12 protein-coding genes and 1 tRNA gene are annotated in these 13,219 nt (G+C 70.5%); 3 read left to right on the forward strand and 10 right to left on the reverse strand.

The window, feature by feature from the left end; genetic code table 11:
* Positions 1-59: 59 nt before the first annotated feature.
* From ACFQWG_RS12430 to ACFQWG_RS12445, 4 genes are all read right to left on the reverse strand, one after another.
* Positions 60-2,036 (reverse strand): glycoside hydrolase family 127 protein, encoded by a 1,977-nt coding sequence (locus ACFQWG_RS12430; RefSeq protein WP_380975773.1) that lies wholly within the window; start codon positions 2,034-2,036, stop codon positions 60-62.
* A 104-nt stretch (positions 2,037-2,140) separates the two neighbouring features.
* Complete coding sequence (locus ACFQWG_RS12435) at positions 2,141-2,959, reverse strand: carbohydrate ABC transporter permease (RefSeq protein ID WP_380975775.1); 819 nt, start codon at positions 2,957-2,959, stop codon at positions 2,141-2,143.
* Positions 2,956-3,933 (reverse strand): carbohydrate ABC transporter permease, encoded by a 978-nt coding sequence (locus ACFQWG_RS12440; RefSeq protein WP_380975777.1) that lies wholly within the window; start codon positions 3,931-3,933, stop codon positions 2,956-2,958. The genes ACFQWG_RS12435 and ACFQWG_RS12440 overlap by 4 nt, the downstream gene beginning before the upstream one ends.
* Before the next feature lie 101 nt (positions 3,934-4,034).
* Positions 4,035-5,366 (reverse strand): ABC transporter substrate-binding protein, encoded by a 1,332-nt coding sequence (locus ACFQWG_RS12445; RefSeq protein ID WP_380975779.1) that lies wholly within the window; start codon positions 5,364-5,366, stop codon positions 4,035-4,037.
* Positions 5,367-5,690: 324 nt separating this feature from the next.
* Here ACFQWG_RS12445 and ACFQWG_RS12450 point away from each other — a divergent pair, with 324 nt between their 5' ends.
* Positions 5,691-6,683 (forward strand): LacI family DNA-binding transcriptional regulator, encoded by a 993-nt coding sequence (locus ACFQWG_RS12450; protein ID WP_380975781.1) that lies wholly within the window; start codon positions 5,691-5,693, stop codon positions 6,681-6,683.
* 245 nt (positions 6,684-6,928) lie between these two features.
* Here ACFQWG_RS12450 and ACFQWG_RS12455 read toward each other — a convergent pair whose 3' ends face one another.
* Both ACFQWG_RS12455 and ACFQWG_RS12460 read right to left on the reverse strand, forming a co-directional pair.
* The gene (locus tag ACFQWG_RS12455) at positions 6,929-8,257 is read right to left on the reverse strand and encodes an O-antigen ligase family protein (RefSeq protein ID WP_380975783.1); all 1,329 of its coding nucleotides are present in this window, start codon (positions 8,255-8,257) and stop codon (positions 6,929-6,931) included.
* 196 nt (positions 8,258-8,453) lie between these two features.
* A complete protein-coding gene (locus ACFQWG_RS12460; protein WP_380975785.1) occupies positions 8,454-9,008 on the reverse strand; it encodes a glutathione peroxidase in 555 nt (184 codons plus the stop codon).
* A 169-nt stretch (positions 9,009-9,177) separates the two neighbouring features.
* On the opposite strand from ACFQWG_RS12460, the gene ACFQWG_RS12465 reads away from it, so the two are divergent.
* Positions 9,178-9,267, forward strand: a tRNA-Ser gene (locus ACFQWG_RS12465).
* 263 nt (positions 9,268-9,530) lie between these two features.
* On the opposite strand, the gene tatC is transcribed toward ACFQWG_RS12465, so the two are convergent.
* The 4 genes from tatC to ACFQWG_RS12485 form a co-directional block, all read right to left on the reverse strand.
* A complete protein-coding gene (gene tatC / locus ACFQWG_RS12470; RefSeq protein ID WP_380975786.1) occupies positions 9,531-10,253 on the reverse strand; it encodes a twin-arginine translocase subunit TatC in 723 nt (240 codons plus the stop codon).
* A 32-nt stretch (positions 10,254-10,285) separates the two neighbouring features.
* A complete protein-coding gene (locus ACFQWG_RS12475; protein WP_380975788.1) occupies positions 10,286-10,669 on the reverse strand; it encodes a twin-arginine translocase TatA/TatE family subunit in 384 nt (127 codons plus the stop codon).
* Positions 10,666-11,115, reverse strand: a complete 450-nt coding sequence (locus tag ACFQWG_RS12480; protein WP_380975790.1) for a hypothetical protein — start codon at positions 11,113-11,115, stop codon at positions 10,666-10,668. The genes ACFQWG_RS12475 and ACFQWG_RS12480 overlap by 4 nt, the downstream gene beginning before the upstream one ends.
* A 189-nt stretch (positions 11,116-11,304) precedes the next feature.
* On the reverse strand, positions 11,305-12,624 hold the full coding sequence (locus tag ACFQWG_RS12485) for a TrpB-like pyridoxal phosphate-dependent enzyme (RefSeq protein ID WP_380975792.1): 1,320 nt from the start codon (positions 12,622-12,624) through the stop codon (positions 11,305-11,307).
* A gap of 315 nt (positions 12,625-12,939) precedes the next feature.
* On the opposite strand from ACFQWG_RS12485, the gene ACFQWG_RS12490 reads away from it, so the two are divergent.
* On the forward strand, positions 12,940-13,203 hold the full coding sequence (locus ACFQWG_RS12490) for a GlsB/YeaQ/YmgE family stress response membrane protein (RefSeq protein ID WP_291498325.1): 264 nt from the start codon (positions 12,940-12,942) through the stop codon (positions 13,201-13,203).
* The last annotated feature ends 16 nt before the right edge of the window (positions 13,204-13,219 follow it).

A 13,219-nucleotide genomic window follows, 5' to 3' on the forward strand; every position in this document is an offset into this window, starting at 1 on the left:
CCGGTCCCGGCCTCGGCCCCGTCCGGAGTGTGACCGCGGGCGGCGCCGTGGGGCCCGGATCAGTCCGTGCTCACGGGCATCCACACGCGCATCGTCGAGGGCCCTCGGTTCGCCCAGGCGTGGTAGGGGATCAGGCGGATCCCCGGCAGGGCCGCGCCGGGGGCGCCGGCCGGCGCCCCGACAGGGGTCCGCGGGCCCGCGGACCCGGTCGCGACCTCGTGGTACGGCCAGGAGCCGTCGAGCCGGGGGATCGCTCGCGCCCCGACGAGGACGGGCCCGCGGTCGTCGTCTATGACGCGGAAGGACGGGGACAGCTCGATGTCCTCGACGGAGAGGCCCCGCGGCAGGTCGACGGACTCCAGGCAGAGGACCTCCGGGCCGCGCTGGACCGCGACGCAGCCGCGCACCGCATCCACCCGGGGGTCGGCCGCCAGGACGCGGGGGGCGACGGCCAGATCCACCGTGACGCTCTCGCCGGCGCGGAAACGGCGGGTCACCGTTCGGGCGCCGGGGCCGACCCGCGCCCCGTCCACGGTGGCGCCCCCCGCCCACTCGGGGATTCGCACCGTGAGGTCCATCGGCCCCGCCGGGGGCCGCTCGATCGTGACCGTGATCCTCCCGTCGTCGGGATAGGCGGTGTCGACGCGGATCTCGACCTCCTGGTCCGCCCCGTGGCCCCCTTTGATCGTCGCGTGGATTGTGCCGGTCATGAACTGGTGGATCTGGACGCCGCTCTCTGTCGAGGTGGCGACCAGACCGGCCAGGGACGACAGGGTCCGCGAGACGTTCGTCGGGCAGCAGGACACCTCGAACCACGGGGCGCGCAGCTGGGCCTCGGCGCGGGGGGAGGGCTGGTCGACGGCGGTCTGCTGGGTGGGGGTGCGCTGGTGGAGCGTGTTCGCGTAGAAGAAGGCCGTTCCCTCCTCTGACATCGAGGTGGCGACCACGTTGTAGAGGGTGCGCTCGATGACGTCGCCGTACCTCTCGTCGCCGGTGGCCAGCAGCAGGCGCCAGGCGACCATGATGGCGCCGACCCCTGCGCAGGTCTCGCAGTAGGAGCGGTCCGCAGGCAGTTCGAAGTCCTCGCCGAAGGCCTCGTCCTGATGATGGGATCCCATTCCGCCCGTCACGTAGGTCCGGCGGGCCAGCGCGCGGTCGAACTGGGCGCGCGCCGCCTCGAGGAGCTCGTCGTCGCCCCGCTCCACGGCGACGTCGATCGCGCCGGCCGTCAGGTAGAGCGCCCGGACGGCATGCCCCCGCAGGACCTCCGCGTCGCGGACGGGCACGTCGTCCTGGAAGTAGACGGGGCCGTACTCGATCGGGGGCAGCGTGCCGTGCCCGCGCCGGTCGACGAACAATCGCGCCTGCTCGAGGTAGCGGGGGCATCCCGTTGCGCGCGCGAGCTCCGCCAGTCCCGCCTCGATCTCCGGATGCCCGCACACCGCATCGCGAGCGCCGGGGCCGAACTCGCGACAGAGATGGTCGGCAGCCCGCCGCGCCACGCGCACGATCGCATCCTCGTCCCCGTGGCCAGTGCGGATCCGCGCGACCGCCGCCTGGATGAGGTGCCCGAAGCAGTAGAGCTCGTGGCCCAACGCGAGGTCCGAGTAACGTGGTGCCTGCCCCTCGTGTCCATACTGGGTGTTGATGTAGCCGTCAGGGCATTGAGCTGCCTCGACGAGGGCGCCCAGCCGCCGGACCTCCGCCTCCGCCTCCGTCTCCGGGTCGCCCGTGCGTCCGGCCTCCCATGCCAGCGCCTCGATGAGCTTGTAGACGTCGGAGTCGCTGAACTCGCGGCCGTGGCGATGGCCGGCGATGTCGCCGTTCGCCGTGCGTGCGAAGTTGTCGATCCATCCGACGCGCTGCTCCCATGCCAGGCAATGGGGCTGCGTCGCCTCGGCGTTGAGCCGCTGCCGGTCGGCCCAGAAGCCCGATTCGATCCGCACGCGGTCGATGCCAAGGGGGTGGAGGCGCCCACGGGCGGGATCGACGATGACGGCGTCGCGGGCGGTGGGAGTGGAGGTCGAGGAAGACATGGTGATCCTTCCGCGCCGAAGGCGGCGCTGGGGACGAGGACGGGGCGGTCGCCCGCCGGAGGACGGGAACCGGCGGCGGGGCGCCGCCGGCGGCCGACAGGGGCTCAGCCCTTGACGGCGCCGGAGGTGAATCCCTTGACGTAGTACCTCTGCAACGCGAGGAACAGGACGACCGCGGGGATCGTGAGCACGACGACGCCGGCGGTCGTGGCGCCGTAGTCGATGACGCCCATCGTCTGCTGCCGCATGTTGACGAGAGCCAAGGGCAGGGGCGCGTTCTCCATGGAGAGGAGGTACAGGGCCACCATGAAGTCGTTCCACGCGGAGAGGTAGGCGAACAGGCCGACAGTGACGATGCTGGGGCGCACGGCGGGAAGCATGATCCGCCAGAAACTGCCGAAGGGGGAGCATCCGTCGATCTGCGCGGCCTCCTCCAGCTCGCGGGGGATGGCGGCGAACGCATTGCGCATCATGAAGACGCCGAAGGGGATCTGGAACAGCGTGAGCACCAGCGCCACGCCGACCAGGTTGTCCTGGAGGCCGATCTGTCTCATCCACACCAGCAGCGGAATGAGGAGGGCGGCGTAGGGCACCATCATGACGGACAGCGCGAGCAGGAACAACGCGTTCCTGCCGGGGAAGCGGTACCTGGCGAAGGCGTAGCCGCCGGTTGCCGACACGGCCAGCGTCGCGATCACCGCGACGAGGGAGATGACGAGCGAGTTGCGCAGGTAGAGGGGGAGCCCCGACCCGTAGCGGAACAGCGAGACGTAGTTGTTGAGGCCGAACCCCGTGGTCTGCGCCGTCCCCGGCGCGGGCGACACCGAGCTGAGGACCGCCCAGATGAGCGGCGCGATGAAGGTGAGGGCCAGCAGACCCGTCAGCAGGTGGAAGGCAGCTCTGCCCGGGGCGTTGCGTGTCATTGCTCCTCCTCTCCTGTGACGCCCATCGCCCTCAGCTGGAAGGCGTTGATGACCACGAGGGCGGCCAGGACGATGACGGACAGGGCGGCCGCCATGCCCAGGTCGCGTTTGGTCTCGAAGGCGTACTTGTAGATCAGCTGGACGACGGTCAGGGTGGCGTTGTTCGGGCCGCCCTTGGTGAGGATGTAGAACTGGTCGAAGGCCAGGAGGGACCCGGTGATCGACATGATCATCGTCATCGCGATCGTGGGTCGGAGGAGGGGCAGGGTGATGTGGGTGAAGGACTGCCAGCGCGAGGCCCCGTCGATCACCGCGGCCTCGTAGACGTCACCGGGGATCGCCTGCAGGCCGACCATCGTGAGCAGCATGTAGTAGCCGGAGAACCGCCACACGACCAGGAAGACGGTCGCCCAGAGTGCCCCGTCCGGCGTCCCCAGGATTGAGGAGTTGCGGTCCATGGCGCCCAGCGCCGCCAGGATCTGGTTGAGGGGGCCGACCTGCGGGGAGTACAGCGCGTAGAACAGCAGCGAGGCCGAAGCGATGCCCAGCGCGGAGGGCAGCAGGATCGCGGTGCGCAGGATGTTGTTCCAGCGCCGCGACTCCTGCACCAGGAGAGCGAGACCCAGGGCGATCGGCATGAGGATGACGGTCGTGACCAGGGTGTACTTCAGGGTGAACCAGATGGACTGCCCGAGCAGCGGGTCGGCCAGGACCTTCGCGAAGTTCTCTCCGCCGTTGAGGCCCAGATCGCCCCCCAGCAGCGTCCATTTCGACAGCGCCATCACGACGACGAGGAGGATCGGCGCGACGAAGAACACCAGCAGCATCAGGGCGGTGGGGGTCGCGAACAGCCAGCCGGTGGTCCTCTCGCGGTCGGCTCCGGTCTTCCGTTTCGTTCGAGGCGTTGAGGGTGCGGAGGTCGGGGGCGCCGTCCGTGTGGAGGGCGGCGAGGAACGGGTCGGTGAGGAGCTCATGGCGGTGGTCCTGTCCTTCCGGGGAGATCCGGGAGCGCGCGGCGACAGCCTGCGCGGTGCGACGTGCAGGGCGTCCGGGTGCCGCGCGCCCCCGGGAGCAGTCACTGTCCGAGGACGGACGTGATCTGGTCGTTGAGCGACCCCATCTGGGAGCCGTCGCCCCAGACGGCGTCCTGGATGAGGAGCTGCCAGGGGCTTCCGGCGGCGTTGAAGGCCTCGTTGAAGAACGCGGCGACGGGCGTGCGGCCGTCCTTGATCGTCCCGTTGGCGATGACGGTGCGCGGATCGGCGTCGGCGTACCCGTCTGCCAGGACCGTGAGGTTCGAGGCCGTGTCGTTGTTGTCCGCGAAGACAGTCTGCTGGGCGTCCTCGGACATCAGCCAGGCGAGGAAGTTCCAGGCCTGGTCGACGTTCTGGGAGCTCTTGCTGATCCCGAGGGCGTCGCCTCCCAGGAAGGTCGACTGCCCGCCGTCGACCCCCGGGATCGGGGCGACGCCGATCTCGAAGTCGGCCGTGTCGAAGAGCCCGCTCACCGAGGTGTACGGGTACGGCATGACGCCGACCTTGCCGTCCTGGAACGGCGCGGTCCACGTCGCGCCGGTCTCCTCCTTGGACCCCGCGCCCATGCCGTTCGGGGTGGCGACGAGCTCGCGGTAGGCGGCGTAGACGGCCTGCGCCGCGTCGTTGTCGACCAGCGACTGCGTGCCGTCCTCGGACAGGGCCTCCTCGCCCGACGCCCAGATCATTGGGAACAGCGTGAAGACCAGGGCGCCGCCGGACTGCCCGGCCAGATACGTTCCCGAGACCCCGTCCTGACCCAGAGCCGCGACGGCCTTCGCCTGGTCAACGAACTCCTGGAGAGTGGTCGGACCCTGCTCGGGGTCCAGTCCGGCCTCCGTGTAGAGATCTTTGTTCCACACCATCACCGAGATGTCGGTGACGAAGGGGAGCGTGTACTCGGCTCCGTCGGAGGTCCCGGCGTCGATGTGGCCGGACTGCAGGTCGGCCTTGTTCGGAAGGGCGTCGATGCGGTCCGTGATGTCCGTGAAGATGCCCTGCTGGACCCAATACGGGATGCGCACGACGTCCCCGGCCAGGATGTCGGGAAGGGAGTCGCTCTGGACGGCGGCTCCGACCTTTCCCTCCACGTCGTCGTTGGGCAGGACCTCGAGCTTCACCTGGTTCTGATGGCTGGAGTTGTAGGCCTCCACGGCGTTCTTCGCCTGCTTCTCCAAGGGCGCGCGCGTCCACATCGTCAGCTGGGTGCCGTCGTCGACGCCCTCCGCCGAACTGGAACCGTCCTCGCCGCCCGACGTTCCGCTCCCGGCGTCCTCGGAGCCTGCCGATCCGCAGGCCGCCAGGGACGCCGCGGCGAGAACCGCGGTCGCCGCTGCCGCCATGGCGCGTGCGCCGTGTCTGGTCGTCCACCTCATGTGCGTGTCCTCTCTTCCTTGAGATCCCCGCGCCGGCGCCGTGCCGGGCCAGGGCGTACGCGACGGGACGCCGACCACGCGGCCAGACCCGTCGAAATCACCGAAAAGGCTTGCGTTGAGTGTGGCACGGTCGGATCGCGCCCGTCAAGCGGCACGCAATCGGCGGCAGACGGGGCCTCGTTGGCGCGAGGGATCGAAGCGGGGCGCCCGGGCCCTGATGTCGCTAGAGTTTCGGTAGAGTTCAGAAGGATGATCGCGCTGAGTCCCGGGAGGGGAGAACTCGTGTCGCCGAAAAGGATGGAAGAAGAATTTCGCCGAGGTCGGGTGATCACGCTCGCGGATGTCGCTCGCAGGGCGGGGGTGTCGGTGTCGACCGCCTCGAAGGCGCTGAACGACCGTCGCGACGTCGCCGAGTCGACGCGGGCCAAGGTGCGCGCCGCGGCGGACGACCTGTCCTTTGTGCCGAACAGGGTGGCGACGTCACTGCTGAGCGGCCGCACCGGCACGGTCGGGCTGATCACCCACGATCTGGAGGGCCGGTTCTCCATCCCCCTGCTGATGGGCGCGGAGGACGCCTTCGGCCTCAACAAGGTGTCGGTCCTGCTGTGCGACGCGCGCGGTGACCGGCTGAGGGAGCAGTACCACCTGGGGGTGCTGATGGAACGCCGGATCGACGGGCTGATCGTCGTCGGCGCGCGCACCGACACCCGCTCCTCCCTGGGCCAGGACCTGCCTGTGCCCGTCGTCTATGCCTATGCGCCCTCCGACGATCCCGAGGACTGCTCGATCGTCAGCGACAACGTCCGGGCCGGCGCCTTGGGCGTCGAGCACCTCCTCTCGGCCGGGCGCACCCGCATCGCGATCATCGCCGGCGACCGGACCTATGGGGCGGCGACCGAGCGCGCCCAGGGGGCGGTGGCCCGGCTGGCGGAGGCGGGCCTCGAACCGCTGGGCGGTCAGCCGGTCTTCGGGGCCTGGACGGAGGACTGGGGGCGTGCCGGCACCCATGCCGTTCTCGCCCGTCATAGCGAGGTGGACGGCGTGCTGTGTGGAAGCGACCAGATCGCCCGAGGTGCGCTGGACGCGTTGCGCGACGCCGGCCGCGAGGTCCCGGCGGACGTGTCCGTGGTCGGCCACGACGACTGGGAGATCCTGGTCACGGGCTCCCGCCCGCCATTGACCAGCATCTCGATGAACCTGGAGGACATCGGCCGCCTCGCCGCCCGGCGTCTGGAGGAGGCCATGGAGGGCCGTCCCAGCCACGGGGTGGAGGCCGTCGTGCCCCGGCTCGTGGTGCGCGGCTCCTCCGTGTCCTGACCGAGGGCGCCCGGCGTCGGCGCGCGAGAGCCGTGCCCGCCCTCAGACGCCCTCGCGCGACCATCACTCGTGGGGCGCTCGGGCCAGGCTCGGGTCCGTCGGGAAGGGGGACGGCCAGCAGCCGCCCGTCCTCGGTCCGCGTGACGAGGGGGCGCGCGCCCCGCGCGACCCGCTCCCCGTGCCCTCCGCCCTGGGCCAGGTGCCCTCCTGCGCCGAGGGCGGGCCGGCGGTTGGCCGGCCGCGGATCATCTGACCGGCGCCGCGCGGGTCTCGGCCCTGTCGCGTCGAGTCGGGGTGGCGGGCTCGTCGATCAGCCGGAACGCGGAGGGCACGGAGGCGGCGAGGATGACGAAGAGCACCCACCATCCCTCGTAGTACAGCCGGGACTCCGTCAGGGACTGGATGATCAGGGCCGCCGTCGTCAGCATCCACGCGACGGGGATGACGGAGTCGCCGCGATGCTGCTTCTCGGTGAGCCTCCACGCCGAGGAGGCCAGCCACGCGCACAGCCCGATCATGAGAGCGGCGCCGATGATCCCGAGCTCCATCCACGCCTCGATGAAGGCGTTGTGGGCATGGGGCACGGTCACATGGTCCTGGATCGTGATGCCCCCGTAAGGCCATCTCCAGGTGGGCCAGTAGGCGGAGACCCATCCCCACCCCTCGGGTCTCATGAGGGCGTACTTCGCCACCTCGGTCCAGATGACGCCGCGGTTCGTCAGATCGGTGCTGCGGTCCAGGCCCGCCAGCACCACGCCCCAGAAACGGATGACCAGGATCCCCAGGGCCAGGCAGAACGCGATGAAGGACCAGGACACCAGGCGTTTGTGGGCGTCGGAGACACGGCGCATCAGGGCGGCGCCCGCGCCCAGGATGACGAGGCACGCGGCGGCGACGGAGATCGTGGCGGAACGGGTGAGCGTCAGCGCCACGATCGCGGGGACGAGGGTGAGCAGCGCATCGGCCCGGGAGATCGTGCGCTCCAGGGCCAGACAGCAGGCGAGCACGAGGGCCAGCAGCGCGATCGCCCCGAACCCGTTGCGGTTGCCGACGAACCCCTGGATCGGCCCGCCCTGGAGGAGGCGGTCCTCCGACCAGAGGGACAGGTTGGCGCTGGGCACCAGCTCGGCCAGTCCCGTGGTGGGGTTCAGGGCGCTGATCGGATGGCCGATGGCGGTCACGAGGACCTCGAAGGCGAGCCCGACGAGCACGCTGGCCTGTAGAGCGCGATGGAAGACGGCGAGGATCGCCTCGTCGGAGAAGGCGCGGTAGATCAGCAGCGCGAGCCCGGTGAGGGACCCCGTGAGGAGGAGCGTCGCCGCCGTCATGTCGCGGGTCTGCGACCACAGGATCGAGGCGAGGGCCACGAGAAGGAAGGCGCCGAGGAGCCCCGGCATCCGCGGCGGGCGCACCCCGGTGCCCGACAGCGCGATGACGGTGGCGGCGGCCACCGCGACAGCGAACACCGCGTAGAGCGGGATGCCTAGGAGGTTGCGGAAGCCGACCCCGTTGAACAGGACGAACACCGCCGCGACCGTGACGGGGACACGCCGGGCACGCAGCCAGTCGATCACCGGGATCCCTTCACTCGTCGTTCACGGTCACGGTCGAGTGTATGCGGGCCCCCATCGCGCTCCGGGCACCATCAGGTGACAGTCCGGGAACATTCGGGGGAAACCCCGACGGCGCGGGGCGCGTCGTCGGGGCCGGCGCGAAGGCGACGGACGCCTCCTTCCGCTGGCGCCGGTGATGAAGGGAGGGGGCTCGGGCTCACTCCGGCAGCGCGGCCTCGATGGCGGCGATGACCTCCGGGGCGTCGGGCCGCGTGGTCGGGCTGAAGCGGGTGACGTGGCCGTCGGGAGAGATGACGAACTTCTCGAAGTTCCACGTGATGCGCCCGGCCTTGCCGTTCTCCTGTTTGGGGAAGCGGGTCAGCTCCCGGTAGATCGGGTCCGCGTTCCTGCCGCCCACGCGGATGCGCGCGGACATCGGGAAGGTCACGCCCCATGTGGCCGAGCAGTACTGCCCGATCTTCTCCTCGCTCCCCAGCTCCTGGAGGAACTGGTTCGACGGGAAGCCGATGACGGTGAACCCGCGGGGCCCGTAGGTTCTCTGGAGCGCCTCCAGCTGCTCGTACTGCGGGGCCAGCCCGCACCGGGATGCGACGTTGACCACCAGGACGGCGCGATCCCCGGCGATCGCGCCGAAGGTCGTGCGCTCGCCGTTCAACAGGGTGACGGGGCAGCCGGCCAGGTTCACGGCGGGCTGGCCCGGCTCATGCCCGTGCGGCGAGGGCGCTCCTGCGCCCGATCCCGGTGTGCTCATGGTGTCTCCTCTTGGTCCGTCGTCCTATGGGCCGCTCGGGCGGAGCGGCGGCCGCGCGGCGGCGGGTGCGACCATGCTCGGCCCTCCGGGTGGGGTGCGCAACACCTGGCGGAGGGCGCGCGGCAGGATTGGCGCCCCCGGAGGGGCCTCCTGTAATGTGGGGCGCCGAGGTAGTGTGTCCGAGCGGCCGAAGGTGCAGCACTCGAAATGCTGTGTGGTGTCACAGCCACCCTGGGTTCGAATCCCAGCGCTACCGCCACAGGGAAGGCCCCCGAGTCGTTGGGATCCCAACGGTCCGGGGGCCTCTCGCTGTTCCGGGGCGTCCCCGGTGGCGACGTGGCGGCGGCATCGGCCGAATGGCCATTCGGCGGAAACGGGAGCGATCAGCGCGTGGGACAGCGTCGAGCGCTCCTTCTCCGGCCTGGATGCGGGGGAAGAGGAGCGCTCGGTGTCTCGTGCCCTGTCGAGCGCGCTTCTGGCCGGGAGGCGCTCTCATGATGATTCCCGTCCCGCATGCGATGGTCATGTGGGCGTCCTCCGCGCGCGACGCCGGTCGTGGAGCGCCGAGATCCCCACTGCCAGGAAATACAGGGCGACGATGGCGAGTGCCTGGATGATCATGGGGATCGGATTGGGAACGGGGTTGACGATCGCGGCGAAGACGAAGCTGACGATGACGGCGATCCTCCATCCCTTGAGCATCGCCTGCCCCGAGAGGAGCCCGGCGAAGTTGAGCCCGACGAGGATCTCGGGGGTGAGGAAGGACAGCCCGAACGCCATGATGAGCTTCGTGCAGAAGCTGATGAACCCGTCGGCGCGCAGCAGCACGGCCGCCTGGTCGGGGACGAAGGACATCAGCGCCTCGACGGCCTGGGGGATGGCGAGGGTGCCGACGTAGGCGCCGGCCAGGAAGAGCGCGACGCCCGACAGGCCGAAGGAGGCGACGAAGAGCTTCTCCCGGTGGCGAAGCCCCGGGCCGATGAAGAGGACGATCTGGAGGATCCACCAGGGGCTGGACAGGATGAGACCCAGCCAGACGGCGACGCTGAACTTGAGGTCCAGCGCCCCGCCGATGGTCTGGAAGTTCAGCTGCGGGGCGGTGTCCCCGACCGCGGAGAGCATCCGCCCGAAGTAGCCGAGCATCGGGTCATAGAGGAGCCACCCGGCCACCACGCCCGCAAGGACACCCGGAAGCGTCCAGAGCAACCGCTTGCGCAGCTCGCGCAGGTGGTCGAGGACGCTCATCCGCCCCTCGGGGTTGGCTCGGGGAGTCGGCCTCACTGCCAGTTGCGGGGGGTGTCGGGCTGAACCGCGGGCCCCTGGGCGTCGTCATCGGGTGCCTGGCCCGCGTCGGTGCCGGACGGGGACGAGGGCGTCCCTGTCCCTGCCGGTGTGGCGCCCGGACCCGCCTGAGCCGCGCCCGGCTGGGGGGCGGCCTGGGGGTATCCCGGCTGCTGGCCGTAGGCGACGGGGGGGAGCCCGCCCTGCGGCGCCTGGGGCGCGCTCGGCGTTCCGGCGGGGGGATCGTCCTGCAGGTCCTTGAGATCCTCCTTGAGGACCTTCGCGGACTTGCCGATCGAGTGCGCGATATCGGGCAGCTTCGAGGCGCCGAAGACGATGAGCAGCACGATCAGCACGATCAGCCAGTGAATGGGTTTCATGGTGTCCTCCGTGGATGGAAGTCAGGCGGCAGCGGCTCGGCGGGGGCAGAGGCTGCCCGATCCGCCGGAGCCGGCTCCGGCTGGTCCGGCAGGGACGCCCTCGCCGACGGGAACGCCGGGGGACGAGGGGGTTCCGGCCGCGCAGTGGGGGTAGCCGGGGTGCGGGCGGTCTGCTCCATCCAGGCGTGCATCTCCTCATGGACGGCCTGGCGGACGATGGCTCGGGGATCGTACTGGCGGAGATCCAGGTCGGGCAGGTCCAGATTCGCGGGCAGCACCCCCGACAGGTCGGCCGTGGACTCCGCGCGCAGGCGGGCGCTCCACCGCTTCGCGCCGTCGACCAGGTTCCGAAACGCCTTGAGGAGGCCGACGACGTGCTCCGGCCCCATGATGACGAGGGCGACGATCAGGATGATGACGAACTCCGGTCCATCGATGCCGAACATGGCGGAGCCTGCCTCCTCCCGAAGGCCGCCGGCGGGCCCGTCCCCGGCGGGAGCCGATCGATCGCCGGCCGACAGCGCCTGTAGCCTAACATCGGCACCGGGATCCGGACTGGGAGGAGTCTGAGGGCTGCGCGGTCGGCGGTTCTCGCCACCTGCGCGCAGCCCCCGGAGCGGCGCTCTCGCCCCCGCTCACTCCAGATCGGTCAGCTCCCCATGGACGTAGGAGGCGTATGCGGGCAGGTCCAGGTGGCCGTGGCCGGAGACGCCGATGACGACGACCCGGGGCTCCTCCTGCGCGCGCACGTAGTCCAGCGCCGCGGCGATGGCGTGCGTCGACTCGGGTGCGGGCAGGATCCCCTGCGAACGGGCGGTGAGGACGCCCGCCGCGAAGGCGTCCGTCTGGGTGATGGCCGTGGCGCTCATCAGGCCCTCGTGCACGACATGGCTGACCAGCGGTGACATGCCGTGGTAGCGCAGACCGCCCGCATGGATCGGGCTGGGCACGAAGTCGACGCCGAGCGTGTACATCTGCATGAGCGGCGTCATGCCGGCGACGTCGCCCGCGTCATAGCGGAACTCCCCCTTCGTGATCGAGGGGCAGGCCGTCGGCTCACAGGCCACGATCCTCGCGTGGGAGCGACCCCTCAGCACCTCGCGGAGGATCGGGAACGCCAGGCCCCCGAAGTTCGAGCCGCCGCCCACGCATCCGAACACCGCGTCCGCGCCCTCCGGCTCCATCTGCCGGAGCTGGTCGACGGCCTCCTGGCCGATGACGCTCTGATGCAGGATCACCTGGTTGAGGACGGAGCCCAACGCATAGTGCGCCGAGCCGCCGGACTTGGCGGCCACCTCGACGGCCTCGCTGATCGCCATGCCCAGGGAGCCGGTCGTGTCGGGGAACCTCTCGCGCATGGCGCGCCCGGACTCGGTGAGCTCGCTCGGGCTGGAGTGCACGGTCGCGCCGTAGGTCTCCATGAGGTAGCGGCGGTACGGCTTGGAGTCGAAGGAGGCGCGCACCTGGTAGACGTCGACGTCGAGCCCGAACAGGGCGCCCGCGTAGGCGAGCGCCGCGCCCCACTGCCCCGCCCCGGTCTCGGTGGTGAGTGTCGTGATCCCGTCGAGCTTGTTGTAATAGGCCTGCGGCAGCGAGGAGTTCAGCTTGTGCGAGCCGAGCGGCGAGACGCCCTCGTACTTGAGGTAGATGCGCGAGCGTGTGCCCACGGCGCGCTCGAGGCCCAGGGCCCGGATGAAGGGCGTGGGGCGGTAGGTGGCGTAGGCCTCGCGCACCGGGGCGGGGATCTCGGTCCAGCGCTCGGTGGAGAGCTCCTGGCGCACGAGCTCCGAGGCGAACAGGGGGGCCAGTTCACCAGGGGTGACCGGTTCGCGGGTGGCGGGGTTGAGCATCGGCGCGGGCGGCGTGGGCAGGTCGGCGACGACGTTGTACCAGTGGGTCGGGATGTGCGTGGTGGGGCTCTCGATGACCTGGGCGTCCGCGGGGTTGAGGGTCATGACCGGTTCCTCCAAGTGGGTGTCGATGTCGGTCGGCAGCGCCGTCTGCCTCGATGCGGGGAGAGCGGCCTCGGAGAATGAGAAGAGCGCCCTCCCGGTGGGGGACGGCGCTTCTGTTCTGCGAGCAGGGTCAGAGGATCGGCGCCGTCAGCCGGCGCGCCACCACTGGTTCCCTGTCCGCATGACGGTGACCGTAGCACGAGCGCGGGCCTGTCTGTGACGCCGGTCGCGGTTCGGACGTGGGACCTGTAGTGTCGAAGTGTCCGATCACGATTTCGTCCGTCGCGAGGCGGGCCGTTCGAAGGGAACAATCCCATGGGATTCCTCGGCTGGATCATCCTGGGCCTGATCGCGGGCACGATCGCGAAGGGCATCCTCAAAGACCGCGCGCCCGGCGGCTGGTTCGGCTCGCTGGTCGTGGGCGTCATCGGCGCGGCGCTGGGCGGATGGCTGGGCAGCGCGATCTTCGACATCGGGTTGGCGGGCTTCTGGAACATCCGGACCTGGGCCCTCGCGATCCTGGGATCGTTGCTGGTCCTCGTCATCTACGGCTGGCTGGGCGGGCGCTCGCGGCAGTAGCCCGTGCGGCGCCCCG

The organism is Schaalia naturae, from assembly GCF_042665795.1.
In the GTDB taxonomy this organism is placed as follows: Bacteria; Actinomycetota; Actinomycetes; order Actinomycetales; family Actinomycetaceae; genus Pauljensenia; species Pauljensenia naturae.